13 protein-coding genes are annotated in these 16,942 nt (G+C 39.7%); all 13 read right to left on the reverse strand.

Features of this window, described 5'->3' with window-relative positions; translation table 11 throughout:
• Positions 1-23: 23 nt before the first annotated feature.
• The 13 genes from mce to clpX all read right to left on the reverse strand — a co-directional run bounded on the left by mce (position 24) and on the right by clpX (position 16,941).
• Positions 24-446, reverse strand: a complete 423-nt coding sequence (mce, locus tag O3598_RS06335) for a methylmalonyl-CoA epimerase (RefSeq protein WP_005377395.1) — start codon at positions 444-446, stop codon at positions 24-26.
• A gap of 51 nt (positions 447-497) precedes the next feature.
• Entirely contained in the window at positions 498-1,436 is a 939-nt protein-coding gene (meaB, locus tag O3598_RS06340) for a methylmalonyl Co-A mutase-associated GTPase MeaB (RefSeq protein WP_287506062.1), read from the reverse strand.
• Positions 1,437-1,514: 78 nt separating this feature from the next.
• Positions 1,515-1,910: a cobalamin B12-binding domain-containing protein gene (locus tag O3598_RS06345; RefSeq protein ID WP_005377409.1), complete on the reverse strand. Its 396-nt coding sequence runs from the start codon at positions 1,908-1,910 to the stop codon at positions 1,515-1,517.
• A gap of 27 nt (positions 1,911-1,937) precedes the next feature.
• On the reverse strand, positions 1,938-3,584 hold the full coding sequence (locus O3598_RS06350; protein WP_005377383.1) for an acyl-CoA mutase large subunit family protein: 1,647 nt from the start codon (positions 3,582-3,584) through the stop codon (positions 1,938-1,940).
• 28 nt (positions 3,585-3,612) lie between these two features.
• The gene (gene scpC / locus O3598_RS06355; protein ID WP_005377419.1) at positions 3,613-5,115 is read right to left on the reverse strand and encodes a succinyl-CoA:acetate CoA-transferase ScpC; all 1,503 of its coding nucleotides are present in this window, start codon (positions 5,113-5,115) and stop codon (positions 3,613-3,615) included.
• A gap of 370 nt (positions 5,116-5,485) precedes the next feature.
• Positions 5,486-6,754 carry an O-antigen ligase family protein gene (locus tag O3598_RS06360; protein WP_371441932.1) on the reverse strand — a complete coding sequence of 423 codons (1,269 nt, stop codon included), beginning with the start codon at positions 6,752-6,754 and terminating at the stop codon, positions 5,486-5,488.
• 9 nt (positions 6,755-6,763) lie between these two features.
• On the reverse strand, positions 6,764-8,071 hold the full coding sequence (locus tag O3598_RS06365) for a bifunctional folylpolyglutamate synthase/dihydrofolate synthase (protein ID WP_016475816.1): 1,308 nt from the start codon (positions 8,069-8,071) through the stop codon (positions 6,764-6,766).
• A 9-nt stretch (positions 8,072-8,080) separates the two neighbouring features.
• Positions 8,081-10,738: a valine--tRNA ligase gene (locus O3598_RS06370; protein WP_371452177.1), complete on the reverse strand. Its 2,658-nt coding sequence runs from the start codon at positions 10,736-10,738 to the stop codon at positions 8,081-8,083.
• A gap of 22 nt (positions 10,739-10,760) precedes the next feature.
• Positions 10,761-11,645, reverse strand: coding sequence for a twin-arginine translocase subunit TatC (gene tatC / locus O3598_RS06375; protein WP_005377357.1), 885 nt, complete (start codon positions 11,643-11,645; stop codon positions 10,761-10,763).
• 1 nt (position 11,646) lies between these two features.
• The gene (locus O3598_RS06380; RefSeq protein ID WP_119982064.1) at positions 11,647-12,618 is read right to left on the reverse strand and encodes a polyprenyl synthetase family protein; all 972 of its coding nucleotides are present in this window, start codon (positions 12,616-12,618) and stop codon (positions 11,647-11,649) included.
• On the reverse strand, positions 12,615-13,313 hold the full coding sequence (yihA, locus tag O3598_RS06385; RefSeq protein ID WP_009661550.1) for a ribosome biogenesis GTP-binding protein YihA/YsxC: 699 nt from the start codon (positions 13,311-13,313) through the stop codon (positions 12,615-12,617). The genes O3598_RS06380 and yihA overlap by 4 nt, the downstream gene beginning before the upstream one ends.
• Positions 13,313-15,622, reverse strand: coding sequence for an endopeptidase La (lon, locus tag O3598_RS06390; protein ID WP_281741348.1), 2,310 nt, complete (start codon positions 15,620-15,622; stop codon positions 13,313-13,315). The genes yihA and lon overlap by 1 nt, the downstream gene beginning before the upstream one ends.
• A gap of 65 nt (positions 15,623-15,687) precedes the next feature.
• Positions 15,688-16,941, reverse strand: coding sequence for an ATP-dependent protease ATP-binding subunit ClpX (gene clpX / locus O3598_RS06395; protein ID WP_005377314.1), 1,254 nt, complete (start codon positions 16,939-16,941; stop codon positions 15,688-15,690).
• Between the last annotated feature and the right edge of the window lies 1 nt (position 16,942).

Here is a 16,942-nt window from a genome sequence, read left to right on the forward strand (position 1 = left end):
TAAAAACTTGTTACAATAATATTTTATTTCATTCGTTGGCAAAGTTCAAGTAATACGCCACCTGTAGCTTTAGGATGAACGAATGCAATAGAGGAACCGCCAGCACCATAACGAGGTTTTTCGTCAATCATACGAATACCTTTCGCCATAAGATCAGCAATAGCATTTTCAATATTATCTACGCGCAAAGCAACGTGTTGGATACCATCACGACCGCCATTTTTTTCGATAAATTTACCGATAGGGCCATCAGGTGTAGTAGTTTCCAAGAATTCTAATTCAGCATCACCGCATGGGAAGAAGGATACTTTTACTTTTTGTTCTTCTACTACTTCATCTTCAGGAAGATGTTGAATACCTAAAGCATTTTTGTAAAATTCTTTAGTTGCTGCTAAATCATTAACACCAATACCGATGTGATCCACTTGTAATACTTTAAAAGCCATTTCGATTATCTCCTTTATAAGGCTAAATCTCTAATGCTATGTAGTCGCCGTCTACTTTAGCACGTTATTAATTACGCCGTTAACAACTGTATATGGATCGTTTTCACGTTCATTGACAGCTGCCACTTGGCTATTAAATTCGTCGCTTGTAATGATTTTATCAGCTACATAGCGACCAATTTGTTCATTAATCATTGCGATGATTTCATCGCGGGTACGTTCTGCCCGACGAGATTCCAATTCACCGGAATCTTCAAGATACTCAAAATGTTCATCTAAGGCTTCGATAAGTTCATCTACGCCTTGGTCTTTACTAGCAATTGTACGCTTAATTGGTGGGCGCCATTTTACTTCACGAGAATCAAGGTCAAGCATCATTTCAATTTCTACATTCAAACGATCGCAACCATCTCGGTCAGCTTTATTGATAGCAAATACATCGCCGATTTCAAGAATACCCGCCTTAATAGCTTGGATATCATCACCGAGACCAGGAACGAGCACAACCAATGTAGTATCCGCATTTTTTACGATATCTACTTCGGATTGACCTACACCTACTGTTTCAATGATAATCAAATCCATGCCAAAGGCATCCATTAATTTTACAACGTCTGCAGTCTTTTTGGATAAACCACCAAGACTACCACGCGTCCCCATGCTTCGAATGAATACATTTTCATTTAATGTCAAATCATTCATTCTAATACGGTCCCCCAATATAGCACCACCAGAGAATGGGCTAGTTGGGTCGATGGCAACGATGCCGATTTTTTTACCTTGATCAAGATAATGTTTAACAACCTTATCTGTCAAAGTACTTTTACCTGCACCAGGGGCACCAGTTATACCGAGAATACGGGCATTACCCGTTTTAGGGTAAATAGCCTTCATAATATCGATGGCATTTTCATACTCGTTTTCTACAGCAGTGATGGACCGTGCTAAGGCTAGTCTTGAGCCTTCAAAGAGGCCTTTAACTAAATCCATTCGCCTCACCACCTATCTTTGAATATGGGAATAGAGGGGAGCCAACTATTCAGTTGTGCCCCTCTCTTGCCCAATTAATTATTTTACGTTTTCCTTGATGAAGTTAACGATATCACCAGTTGGAGTACCAGGTGTGAATACAGCTGCTACGCCAGCTTTTTTCAAGCCAGGGATATCAGCATCAGGAATAACGCCGCCGCCGATTACAAGAACATCGCCCATGCCTTTTTCTTTCAAAAGTTCAACAATTTTAGGAAACAATGTGTTGTGAGCGCCAGAAAGAAGGGATAATGCAACTACATTAACGTCTTCAGAAAGTGCTGCTTCTACGATTTGTTCTGGAGTTTGACGAAGACCTGTGTAGATTACTTCGAAACCAGCATCGCGAAGTGCGCGTGCTACAACTTTTGCACCACGGTCATGACCATCAAGACCTGGTTTTGCTACGATTACTCTAATACGTTTTTCTGCCATGATAATTACCTCCGAAATTAGCCGATATTATAATGTGGAATGAGCTTGGTATTCACCGAATACTTCGCGCAATACATTACAAATTTCACCCAAAGTAGCATATGTTTTAACTGCTGCAAGAATTAATGGCATCAAGTTAACGTTTTCGTCAGCTGCGCCAGCTTTCAAATCAGCTAAAGCTTTGTCAACTGCTGCTTGATCGCGGTTAGCGCGAACTGCTTGAGTTTTCTTAGCTTGGTTAACACCAACGGAAGCATCTACGCGAAGCAAGTCTTTTGGAGCTTCTTCTTCAACTTGGAATTTGTTTACGCCAACGATTGTGCGCAAGCCAGATTCAACTTCCATTTGCCATTTGTAAGCGGATTCTTGGATTTCTTTTTGGATGTAGCCTTTTTCGATTGCTACTACAGCGCCGCCCATTTCATCAATTTTCTTGATGTAAGCCATAGCTTCGTCATAGATAGCGTTAGTCATAGCTTCTACATAGTAGGAACCGCCCAATGGGTCAACTACGTCAGCCAAACCAGATTCGTAAGCCACGATTTGTTGTGTACGAAGAGCTACTTGTACAGATGCTTCTGTAGGAAGAGCCAAAGCTTCGTCACGGGAGTTTGTATGTAAGGATTGAGTACCGCCCATTACAGCAGCTGCAGTTTGAAGAGCAACACGAACGATGTTGTTATCAACTTGTTGTGCAGTCAACATGGAACCAGCTGTTTGAGTATGTACACGAAGCATCATGGATTTTGGTTTTTTAGCACCAAAACGTTCTTTCATGATAGTTGCCCATAAACGACGGGATGCGCGGAATTTAGCAACTTCTTCAAGTACATTGTTATGAGCATTCCAGAAGAAGGAAAGACGACCAGCGAATGTATCAACATCAAGACCAGCTTTCAAAGCTGCTTCTACATATGCGATACCATCAGCAATTGTAAATGCGATTTCTTGTGCTGCTGTGGAACCTGCTTCACGGATATGGTAACCGGAAATGGAAATTGTATTCCATTTTGGAACGTATTGAGAGCAATATTCAAAGATATTAGTAATCAAACGCATGGATGGTTTTGGAGGGAAAATGTAAGTACCACGAGCTGCGTATTCTTTCAAAATATCATTTTGAATTGTACCTTTCAATTCTGTGGAAGGTACGCCTTGTTTTTCAGCTACTGCGATATACATTGCCAACAAAACGGATGCTGGAGCGTTGATTGTCATGGAAGTGGATACTTTGCCAAGGTCGATGCCGTTGAACAAGATTTCCATATCTGCCAAGGAGTCAATCGCTACACCTACTTTACCAACTTCGCCTTCAGCCATAACGTCATCAGAGTCATAACCGATTTGTGTAGGTAAGTCGAATGCACAGGAAAGACCAGTTGCACCGGATTCGATAAGGTAACGGTAACGTTTGTTAGATTCTTCAGCTGTCGCGAAACCAGCATACATACGCATAGTCCAGAAACGACCACGGTACATTGTAGGTTGTACGCCACGAGTATATGGATATTCACCAGGCATACCCAAATCACGTTCATAATCAAAGCCTTCAATATCAACTGGTGTATACACGCGGTTGTATTTCAAGTTTTGACGTTCTGGAGTTTTTACACACTTTTCGTCACAAAGTTTATTGTACTCAGCAATTTGGGCTTTAAGGTTTTCGTAAGCCATGTTTTCATCATCCTCCTAAAAAAACAGGTTATTTTTTCATGCTTCCAGTTTCTGTGAAGCGTTTATGCCAAGAAAGAGCTTCGTCGAGCAACATTGGTGTATGGGCATTCTTAGTTGCAGCGAGTGCTTTTTCGAGGTATTCAGTTAACATTGGTTTGTAGTCTGGGTGAGCACATTTTTCAATGATCAAACGAGCTCTTTCCACTGGGCTCAAACCACGACAGTCAGCAACACCTTGTTCTGTACAGAAAATCATAGTGTCATGTTCTGGGTGATCCACATGAGATACATATGGAACGATAGAACTGATGTCGCCACCTTTTGCAACGGAATTAGTACAGAAAATAGTGAGATATGCACTACGTGCAAAGTCACCAGATCCGCCAATACCGTTCATCATTTTGCTACCCATAATATGAGTAGAGTTTACATTGCCAAAAATATCAAATTCGATAGCGGTATTCATGGCAATGACACCAATACGGCGAGCAATACCAGGGTTGTTAGAAATTTCTTGTGGACGAAGAATAATCTTTTTACGATATTCATCGATGTTATTATAGAAACGTTTCAACCCATCTGGAGAAGGACTTAATGCAGTACCGGAACATACAGTTACTTTACCTGCATCGATTAAGTCAAACATACCATCTTGGATTACTTCTGTATAAATGGACAAATCTTTGAATGGGCCTTGAGCCAATCCGCTGATTACTGCATTTGCTACAGAACCTACGCCAGATTGCAATGGAAGCAAGTTTTCAGGTAAACGACCTTCACCGATTTCTTGTTCAAAGAATTTGATAAGGTGTTGACTCATTGCTTTTGCATCATCATCGATAGGTGCCAAAGGTCTTGTAGTATCAGGAACATCACAAGGAACTACTGCAATGATTTTGTCTGGGTCACAAGGAATTGCATCAGTACCAATACGATCACCAGCATGTTCCAATGGAATTGGTTTGCGATATGGTGGATCAAGTGGTTCGTAGATATCATGCATACCAACCAAAGATAATGGTTGAGATACGTTTACTTCTACGATAACTTTTTTAGCTTGGCTAACAAATGTTGGAGAGTTACCAACAGATGTTGTAGGTACTAAAGAGCCATCTTCATTGATTTGACAAACTTCTACGATAGCTACGTCTAAATCACCAAAGAAACCATAGCGTACATTTTGCGCCATTGTACTTAAGTGCATATCAACGTATTTGATGTCGCCGCTATTTAAAGCTTTGCGTGTATCCCCATTTGTTTGATAAGGGAAACGACGGTTAATACCATGTGCACGTGTTAATGCACCGTCGGCTTCATCACCTACGGAAGCACCTGTCCATAAATCAATTTTGAATGGTTCTTTTTCCATTCGTTCAGCCAAAGCCAATGGTACAGCTTTTGCATAACCAGATGGAGTAAAGCCGGAAATACCAACTTTATCATTGTGGTTAATCATTTGAGCTGCTTCATAAGCTGTGACAATTTTGCCTTGGAGGGCCGCATTTTTAACGCGATCTTTGATGTCTATCATCGTACCATCTCCTTAAAATCACCTTGTTAAACGACAGTTGATCAATCTCTTGGTCTAAACCGTTCCTTAAACCAACTTCATCGTATGCTTTTACAATCGCATTGTCAACTTATATGCATAAAATGTATTTTTTGTCACATATTTATGGGTCATTATGACTAAAAGTCATAGATTTTCCATTTTTGGGATAAATTAAATTCACATCGTTATAACTCTCAGGAATTATAGATATATTTTTATAATTTCATATATATAGTTAAAAAAGAGTGAATCGAAGAATTTCTATACAATATATAGATTCTCTTCAATTCACTCTTATTCTAATTTGTATTATACATAACACAATAACTTCGATTTTTTTCGATGCGTTTTAATTATGATTGATTTTAGTCTGATTTTGTTGAACTTTCACAAAAGCACCTACCCACCCTAGCAATAACCAGAATGTAATCGTTACTTGGTGACTATATAATTCAAAATCAGACAAACCACTGACAAGGACACCGACTGCTAAAGCACCGACACCGATGGAGGCAGCCTTACGGAACACATCACCTTTTAGACGTATAGAGGTAACCACATGACCTATTAATACAGTTATAAAGGAGATAAGTCCTGGTATGCCTATTTCAGCCAACATATTAAGGTATAAATTATGAGCGTGATACATCAATACATTAGGACCTTGAATATAATAATTATATTCTGGATATACTAAGTAAAATGTATTCCACCCAATCCCCCACACAGGATTTTCACGAACAATGTACATCGTGCTATCCCACAAGGCCCATCGTAAATCAGCCGATGTATCATGACCTTGGAATATAGACCAAAGACGAGTAGCAATTTCTCCATCATAAAAATATAGAATGATGGGGATTGCTATCAAGGATAATAATAAACGACGTTCTACAAAAATTCCCCAGTAAATAATCATGGCACCAAAACTGATCCATATGCCACGTGAATACGTTAATAGCATAGTAACAAAAAGTATTAACGCAATGGGAATCATCATGTAGATTTGTTTCTTATATTCCTCCGATAAGATTTTATCGGATAAGCCCTTCCAGTATACCAATAAATAACTAATACTAACGCTCAGAATCATCAATAAGTAAGCGCCCAACAGATTGGGATTCGTCAATGTTGACGACATGCGTCGCATTAATTTTGGAAATTGGATGGCATCAACCCATTCCTTAATATGATGATTAGGAATAAAAATATATTCATAAGCACCTATACAACAAACGAGAATCGCCGTTCCCAATGTACATTGAAGAAAATAACGCCACTGTTTCGGCGTACTAATATAGGTACGTACTAAATAATAGATACCTCCACCGGCCACAATCTGATAAAACCAACTTGTCAAAGCCCATTGCGCATTATCGGATAAAGCAGCTGATACACCAGTCCAAAGGACAAAAAACATGACCGTCCACGATAGCCAGCCCGTAGGTAAGCTAAGACTACGACTTCGTATTAAATCGACAATGGCAAGCCCAACGGCTAGCCACAAAAGTACATCGCCTACCATCGGTTGAAGTGGCATGGCAATAGCCACACCATAAATAAGTCGTTCAATATAAAACTTCAACTTTGTTTCCGTTGGAAATAATGAGTGATCCATAATGATTACCTAGTGGCTCATACGGTTTTGTAACCAACCGCGAGCTTCGCCAAGAATATATAATGATCCACACACAACAATGATGTCTCCATCTTGTGTCGATTGTAATGCTAAATCAAGAGCACTGCTCACAGAATCTTCTGTCTGTGCCACTACCCCTTTCACACATTGCCGAACGGTTTCTACCAATTTCTCTGGCACCTCTGTACGTGGTGTTGGTGCAGCCACTGCAATGACTGTATCTTTTGGTTTTACAACTTCGTGAATAATCCCCATTTCATCCTTATCTGACAAAATAGCCATCACCATTGTTTTTGGCGTATCTCCAAATAATTCATGGTAAGTCATACCGAAAGATTCTGCACCTGCTGCATTGTGGGCACCATCAAATATGAATGTCCGATCCAAAGCTTTTTTAATCTCAAAACGACCAGCCCAAGTGGCACGGGCAAAACCTTCGCGCATTGTTTCTTCGCTAATAGCATCATCATGTTCCATAACTAGGCGTACAGCTTGTAATGCACAAGCCAAATTGACAGATTGATGAATCCCAGCCATCGTTGTAAATAACATAGCAGGCGGTGCACCAATAGCGCTGACCGTAATCAATTGCCCACCTGGCACTACACTACGGCTATCGATACCAAACTTTTTGTTAAACACATATAATGGTGCATGCTTTTCTTCAGCTGTCTCTTCAATGACCTTTAATGGTCCTTCTTGAGCCGCCGTTACGACAGGAACACCTTCTTTTATAATGCCCGCCTTATGCTTGGCAATCTCTTCAACCGTATTGCCACAATACGCTTGATGATCAAGGGTAACATTAGTAATAACGGAAACCACTGGTGTCACAACATTCGTTGAATCCAGTAATCCACCCAAGCCAGCTTCTACAACAGCATAGTCTACACCTTGTTCTTTAAAGAATAGGAATGCTGCGGCCGTTAGAATTTCAAATTGTGTAGGTGGCTCTACCCCATCAGCAATGATCTTATCTACGCCTTGTCGAACACAATCGATCAAATTGCCAAAAGCGTCTTTGCTAATTTGAACATCATTAATTTCTATACGCTCCGTATAAGATTCAAGGTGAGGCGATGTAAATCGCCCCACCCGTAATCCACTGGTAAATAGAGCATACGAAATATAGGTTGTTACAGAACCTTTACCATTTGTACCCGTAACATGAATGATTTTATAATCTCGTTCAGGATTCCCCAACGCTTGCAATAATGCACGAATACGCTCTAACCCCGGTTTTATGCCAAAGGATGAGGTATCTTCTAAATACGTTAAGGCTTCTTCGTATGTCATATAAACCTCCTATAAGGTTTTTAAGAATTCTTCACGTTCTAACAACGCTTGTTGTTTTTGTTTATATTCTTCTAGTTTTTCTTTTTCTTTTGCTACAACTGCTTCTGGTGCTTTTGCAAGGAAACCTTGATTGCTCAATTTACCTTCTAAGCGTGCAATTTCTTTTTGCATTTGGCCTTTTTCTTTTTCGATACGTTCTTTTTCTTTATCTGCATCGATAAGATCCTTCAAGAGAAGATATACTTCCATACCATTTACAACAGTTACGGTTGCATTTTCAGGTTTTGGATCCTCAGCACCTAGAATAGTTACCTTTTCAGCCCATGCAAGTGTTACGAAATAATCGCTATGCTCTGCAACGGCCTCAGCGATAGACGCATCAGTCGGTGCTACAATAACTTCGGCTTTTTTGCCCAAAGGTACATTCATTTCAGCGCGCATGTTACGGATACCTTTAATAGCATCCATCATGATTTCCATTTGACGTGCAGCCTCTGTAAGATTTGTGAAAGCTAACGCTTCTGGCCATTTAGCAATCACAATGCTTTCACCTTCATGAGGCAAGTGTTGCCAAATATGTTCTGTAACGAATGGCATAAATGGATGCAACAATTCAAGCATATGACGCAAGATTGTTACAAGCAAATATTGTACAGTACGACGATCGCGTTCATTAGCCTCGCTATACAAACGAGGTTTTGCAAGTTCAATGTACCAGTCGCAATAGGTATTCCAAATGAAATCATATACGGAGCTAGCCGCTTCACCAAGCTCAAATTTATCAAGATTTGCAGTAATACTTGCTACGGTTTCATTGTATTTTTCGACAATCCATTTGTCAGCCAATGTTAAATCAGCCTCAGTAGGAACGAAACTTTCATCATAATTCGTCAAATTCATGAGAACGAATTTAGAAGCATTCCAAATTTTATTTGCAAAGTTGCGGTTTGCTTCCACACGTTCCATGTAGAAACGCATATCATTGCCCGGTGTATTACCTGTTACAAGTGTAAAGCGCAATGCATCAGCACCATATTCGCCGATTACATCTAATGGATTAATACCATTGCCTAAGGATTTACTCATCTTGCGGCCTTGGCTATCACGTACAAGACCATGAATAAATACATGTTTGAATGGAATTTCATGTTCAAACTCAAGAGCCATGAAAATCATACGAGCAACCCAGAAGAAGATAATATCATAACCAGTTACGAGTACACTTGTTGGATACCATTGTTTAAGCTCTGCTGTATCTTTAGGCCAACCCATGGTAGCAAATGGCCATAAACCAGAACTAAACCATGTATCGAGCACATCTGGATCTTGTGTTACATGTCCATGACAATGAGGGCATTCTGTAATGTCTTCACGGCTAACAATCGTCTCACCACAGTCATCACAATACCACGCTGGAATACGATGACCCCACCATAATTGACGAGAAATCGTCCAGTCGCGGATGTTTTCGAGCCAATTTACATATGTTTTAGTAAAACGTTCAGGAACGAATTGAACTTCACCATCTTTTACAACCTTCAATGCTGGCTCTGCAAGAGGTTTCATATCTACGAACCATTGTTTAGAAACCATTGGTTCAATAATCGTTTTACAACGGGAACAATGGCCAACCGCATGGTCATGATCTTCGATTTTTTCTAGCAATCCTAATTCATCAAGCTCAGCTACCACTTGTTTACGCGCTTCTTCGCGTGTCATGCCGTTAAATTTACCAGCACCTTCGTTCATTGTCGCATCATTGTTCATAACAACGATGGATTCTAAGTTGTGACGTTGACCCATTTCAAAGTCGTTAGGGTCATGGGCTGGTGTAATTTTTACACAACCTGTACCAAAGCTTGCATCTACATAGTCATCAGCAATAACAGGAATTTCACGATCAACAAATGGCAAAATTAATGTTTTACCAATTAAATCTTTATAACGGTCGTCTTCAGGATTTACTGCTACCGCTACGTCGCCGAACATTGTTTCAGGACGTGTTGTCGCAACGATAACAAAGCGACCTTCTTCACCTTTTACAGGATATTTAATATGCCATAAATGACCGTGCTCATCTTCGTGTTCTACCTCTACATCAGACAACGCTGTTGCACAACGAGGGCACCAGTTGATGATGCGTTCACCACGATAGATCAAACCTTTTTCATAAAGGCTTACAAATACTTCACGTACTGCATGATAGTATCCTTCATCCAATGTAAAACGTTCACGGCTCCAGTCACAGGATGCACCTAAGCTGCGAATTTGTTTAACAATGGTATCGCCATATTCTTTCTTCCATTTCCAAACGCGTTCTACGAATTTTTCACGACCTAAATCATAGCGAGATTTGCCCTCTTCTTTAGCGAGCATTTCTTCTACCTTGATTTGTGTAGCAATACCAGCATGGTCTGTACCAGGCAGCCATAATACATTGTAACCTTGCATACGTTTAAAACGAATCAAGATATCTTGTAATGTATTATCTAGCGCATGCCCCATATGCAACATACCTGTTACATTTGGAGGTGGTAATACAATGCTAAATGGTTCCTTGTCAGTGTCTACTTCTTCATGAAAGTAACCTTGGTTTTCCCAATAGGAATACCATTTACTTTCGATTTCACCAGGATTGTAGGTGGTTAAATTTTCGTAGGTTTTCATCGTTCCTCCTGAAAGTAAGTACTTATCGTTTCATCACTTTAGCTAACACAAAGAGGCTAGTTTCATATAATAATATCATCGGCAATGCAATCATGGTTTGTGAGAACATATCCGGTGTAGGTGAAATTACTGCACCTATAATAAAGGAAAGCAAAATAAATATTTTGCGTTTCTTCTTTAAGAATTGGGATGTAATTAAATTAAAATATCCCATAATGATAATAATCAATGGCAGTTCGAATATAAAGCCGAACGGTAGTACAAAGGCCAATACAAAGTCCATATATTGACCAATGGAAAACATCGGTTGCAATTCATCGGTGGCAAAGCCCATAAAGAACTTAACCGCAGCAGGTAACACTAAGATATAGGAAAAGAAAATACCTGTTACAAACAACAAAAAGGCTACTGGTAAAATCCAGTTTGATAGATGTTTCTCGCGAACTGTCAATGCTGGTTTCACAAAGAGCCATATTTGATGCAGTATGATAGGCGATGCCAAAATTATGCCGCCTACGATGGATACCTTCATATATGTAAAGAAGGCTTCTGTAGGACGCATGTAATATAACTTGCCTGCAGGGGCTAATAAAATATCTAATAATACGTCTACATAATAATAGGCAATGCCCGTTCCTATGATAATAGCAACAACCATAATTATAATACGTCTACGAAGTTCTGATAGATGACCTACCAACGATAAATTGGCAGCTTCGTCCATCATCTTTTGTTCCATCTCCGTATATAACGGCTCTGGAGCATCCTCTTTCTGTTCAGTATTTACCACGGCATATTGCTCTTGTTCTGCTTTTTGTGCTTGTTCCCGACGCTTTTGTCGAACTACGCTATCAAATGAAGGTTTCTTTATGGGATATTCGAAATCTTTAGGTTCGAAGGCCTCCATATTATACCTTTCTATCTGCTAAGTTTTGAACAGCTAATACTAAAAACTCTTTGCCATCAAAATCACGTATAGATTGTAATGCAGATAACGCATCATCACAATATTGTTGAGCGACCCGTAATGTATTATCTATACCACCCTGAGCAATAACATAATCGATAATCTCTTGTTCATTACCGCCATGATTAAGGTTCTTAATATCTTGCAACAACTGATTCTGATTGCTTTCATTAACGATACTAAGCAATGGATAGGTTAACAAGCCCTCTCGAAGGTCATTCCCCACAGGTTTACCTGTCGTGTCTGAGGTTTCGCGATAATCCATAATATCATCGGTAATCTGGAACGCCATCCCCAACGCATGACCATATCGTTTTAGGTACATAATTTCATCACTAGACCAGCCACCTAACAGACCCCCTAGTTCCATGCAGCCCTCCATAAAGTCGGCTGTTTTCTTTTGCGTCTTTGTCATATATCGATCTATGCCTTGGTCAATGCGATACACATCTTCCATTTGCATAAATTCACCTTCCACAAGACAGGTGATGATATGAGAAAAGATCTTTAAATATTCCATATGTGGCATTTCGGATACGATACGGAATGCCTTCGCAAATAAATAGTCACCACTTAAAATGGCAACCTTATTGCCTTTGTGCTTATGAATTGTCTCTTCACCGCGACGTATTTCCGCTTGATCTAAGACATCATCATGAATCAACGTCGCTAGGTGTAACATTTCTACAGCTTCTGCAATCTTAATACGCTCTTCCTCTACCGATGTACCCGCATTGGCAATAAGCAAGCATAATTGCGCGCGCAAACGTTTACCGCCGGCCTCGGATAAAGGTCTAATCAGTGTATTAAAATCTTCAGACCCTGTGTTAAAGGATGACGCAAGAGCACGTTCAACACCCTCTAAATCAAGAGCGATGCGTTCCATCATCTCTAACTGGTTTGAATTACTCATGCTTCCTCCCCTACTAGTACTTGATTAATTCGTTGCTGCAATAACTCACGGCCCGTATGTTTCAATGAGCTATACATAATCGGTGGAGAATCAGTTGGATACATGGCTTTAACTTTTGCTAAATTTATTGATTTCTCTTTAGCATTGAGCTTATCTACCTTTGTCACCACGATTTGAAGAGGCACACCGGCCTCAACGAGCCAATCAAACGCCACTTTGTCGATAGGCATCTCTGGATGACGCCCATCGATAAGCAAGCATAATAACATTAATCGTTCAGAATGCAATATATAATCAGATATAAATGATGACCACATATTGCGATTATCTTTATTAGTTTTTGCAAAACCATATCCAGGCAAATCAACTAAGAACCAGTGATACCGACGTTCTTCAGTTTCACTAATATCCTCTTTTGATTCAATATCAAAATAGTTTATCGTCTTTGTTTTCCCTGGCTGTCCACTCACAAGAGCAAGGCCACGATAATTACATAAGGAATTAATCAATGAGGATTTGCCCACATTAGAGCGTCCTAAAAAGGCTACTTCTACCGTATCCCCTTCAGGATATTGATCTGCTTTTACACAGGATGTATTATATTTTGCTGCTATAATGCGAGGCCCCTTAATTTCTTTTCTTGTATATTGTGGTTTTGGCCCCATATGTTTTGTGGATTTTTTCTTCTTTTGCATTATACAAGTGCCTTTGCTAAAACTTCATCCATTGTCTTAACAGGTGTGATGATAAGACCTTCTTTTACACTATCTGGTAATTCAGGAATATCCTTTTCATTACCTTTTGGAATTAAAACCTCTTTCACACCGTATAACAATGCTGCCAACAATTTCTCTTTAAGACCGCCAATTGGTAATACGCGGCCACGCAATGTGATTTCACCAGTCATAGCGAGATCAGCGCGCACCTTACGTCCCGTCAAGGCAGATACCATTGCTAATGTCATCGTAATCCCTGCTGAAGGACCATCCTTTGGTGTTGCCCCTTCTGGAAGATGAACGTGAATATCTAACTTTTTATAGAATTCTTCATCGATTTTCAAGGATTTTGCATTATGACGAATATAGCTCATAGCAGCATGACCGGATTCTTGCATTACTTTACCAAGGCTACCGGTTAGTGCTAGTTTGCCAGTCCCTGCCATTGTTGTCGCTTCACAAGGTAATACTACACCACCTACAGAGGTCCAAGCAAGTCCGTTAACATAGCCCACTTGAGGTTTCTTTTCACGTTCTTGATCGATAAAGATAGGTGCGCCTAAGTATTCGTGTAAATTCTTGACGGAAACCTTCGGAGTTTCAATATCTTGTTCTACCACTTGGTAAGCCATTTTTCGGCATACTTTAGCGATAGTTTTTTCCAAGGTACGAACGCCAGCTTCACGAGTATATTCGGATACAATTTTCTTTAACACTGCATCAGATAGTTTAATCTTATTATCTTTTAAACCGTTCTTTTCGATTTGTTTAGGTGCTAAATAGCGCTTAGCGATTTCTAATTTTTCATCTTCCATGTAGCTTGAAAGCTCAATAATTTCCATACGGTCTAATAATGGGCCTGGAATATTAGAGGCCACATTCGCCGTAGTAATCCAGAATACATCGGAGAAATCAAATGGAATTTCAATAAAATGATCGCTAAATGTACTATTTTGTTCCGGATCCAACACTTCTAATAATGCAGAAGATGGATCACCTTTATAATCGGATGCCAATTTATCGATTTCATCAAGCAAGAATACAGGATTACGTGTACCTGCATTTTTAATGCCCTGAATCATACGACCTGGCAATGCGCCAATGTATGTACGACGATGGCCACGAATTTCAGCTTCATCGCGAACACCACCTAAGGATGCGCGTACGAATTTACGATTCATCGCTTTAGCAATAGATGAAGCTAACGATGTTTTACCAACACCAGGAGGTCCTACTAAGCAAAGGATGGAACCGCTATTTTTACCTGTCAATTTGCGAACTGCCAAGAATTCTAAGATACGTTTCTTAACCTTTTCTAAGCCATAATGATCAGCCTCTAAAATATCTTTTGCTTCATTGATATCTAGACGATCATCGGTAACATCGTTCCATGGTAAACTTAGCACCCAGTCGAGATAATTTCTAAGAATGGTCGCTTCTGGCATCATTTGTGGCATGCGGCTATAGCGAGAAATTTCTTTATCGATACGATTGTGAACCTCTTCGCTCAAATTAAGAACTTTTAATTGTTCTCTTAATTCATCTGCTTCTTCCTCAGGGTCGCCTTTATCACCCAATTCATCATGAATGACGCGAATTTTTTCACGCAAGAAATATTCTTTTTGTGTTTTTTCCATAGCTTGACGAACTTGATTGTTGATGGAATTTTCCAAATCAGAAATTTGTAATTCCATATTAAGAATGCCTACAATCATGTTCAATCGTCTTGCAACAGATAATTCTTCTAGTAACTCTTGTCGTTTTGCATTATTAACAGGCAGCATAAATGCTACTTGATCGGCTAGTTCACAAGGGTCACGCAATTCCATAACGCGTGTAATGCCTTCTTCAGTGATCGTTTTAGCTTCATCAGCCCATTCATTGAATTTAGACTGTACTAAACGACGATATGCCTCAAGTTCTACATCATCTTCGAAAATGGATGCTACACGTTCATAGTCCCCTACATAATAAGGATCCATGCTCGTAATGTTCATAACACGAATACGAGTAATACCTTCAACGAGAACACGAACAATACCACCTGGTAAGCGCAACATTTGTTTAATTTTTACAAGTGTACCCATTTGGGCTAAATCATGAACGGTAGGTGCATCTACAGAATCATCCTTTTGGGATACCACTGCCATAATGCGATCTTCGTTCATTGCGGCTTCTACCGCTTTGATGGATTTGTCTCGACCGATATCGAGGTGAATCACGATATTCGGATATACAACCATCCCTCTAAGGGGAACGGTAGGAATACCTACTTCGAGTAAATTCATATGTCCTCCAAGGATTTATATTATGAAAAGAAACTCATTCCTACACAGAAATGAGTTTCTTCGAATTACGATTTCAGCTGGATGTCTTTGTCTGCCTCATTTTTGAGTATAGGTTCACCTGTGCCCTTTACGGCTTCTCTGGTAACTATGCATTTTGCCACATCATCCATAGATGGAACTTCATACATAACATACTTCATTACCTTCTCAATAATGGCACGCAAACCACGAGCACCAGTTTTACGCTGTAATGCTTCATCAGCGATTTCTTCTAATGCATCATCTTCAAATGTTAATTCTACACCATCAAGGGATAGAATTTTTTCATATTGCTTAGTCAATGCATTTTTCGGTTTTGTAAGAATTTGGACCAATGCATCCCGATCTAATAGATCTAATGTTACCATAACAGGCAAACGACCAATAAATTCGGGAATCAAACCAAATTTCAATAAATCTTCAGGTACAACCTCTTTGAGAATCGCAGATACATCGCGTTCTTCAGCACGTTGTACATCAGCACCAAAACCTAATGTTTTCTTAGCGGTACGTTTTGTAATAACCTTATCCATACCATCAAATGCGCCACCACAAATAAAGAGAATATTAGTAGTATCGATTTGTAACATTTCTTGATTAGGATGCTTACGACCGCCTTGAGGTGGTACGGAAGCAACGGTACCTTCTAAGATTTTTAAAAGTGCTTGTTGCACACCTTCCCCAGACACGTCACGTGTAATGGAAGGATTTTCAGACTTACGGGCAATCTTATCGATTTCATCGATGTAAATAATACCGCGTTCAGCCCGTTCAATATCATAATCGGCGGCTTGAATGAGTTTTAATAGAATATTTTCTACATCTTCCCCTACATAGCCAGCCTCGGTTAAGCTTGTTGCATCTGCAATTGCAAATGGAACCTCTAACATTTTTGCCAATGTTTGAGCCAATAATGTTTTACCACTACCTGTAGGTCCAATAAATAGAACATTGGACTTTTGTAGTTCTACATCATCTACCACATTATCTGTTTGTAGACGTTTGTAGTGATTATATACTGCCACCGCAAGGGAAACTTTAGCATCATCTTGACCAATGACATATTGATCAAGATGAGCTTTAATTTCTTTTGGCGTTGGCAATTCTTTTAATTTAAAGTCTTCTGTACCGATGTCACCAAGTTCATCTTCAATGATGCGTTCACAAACTTCTACGCATTCATCACAGATGTACACATTAGGACCGGCCACTAGTTTTCTTACTTCATCACTTGTGCGTCCGCAAAAGCTACAACGCATAGTATCTTTATCTTTTGCCAAT

The sequence above is a fragment of the Veillonella atypica genome (assembly GCF_041431435.1).
GTDB lineage: Bacteria > Bacillota > Negativicutes > Veillonellales > Veillonellaceae > Veillonella > Veillonella atypica.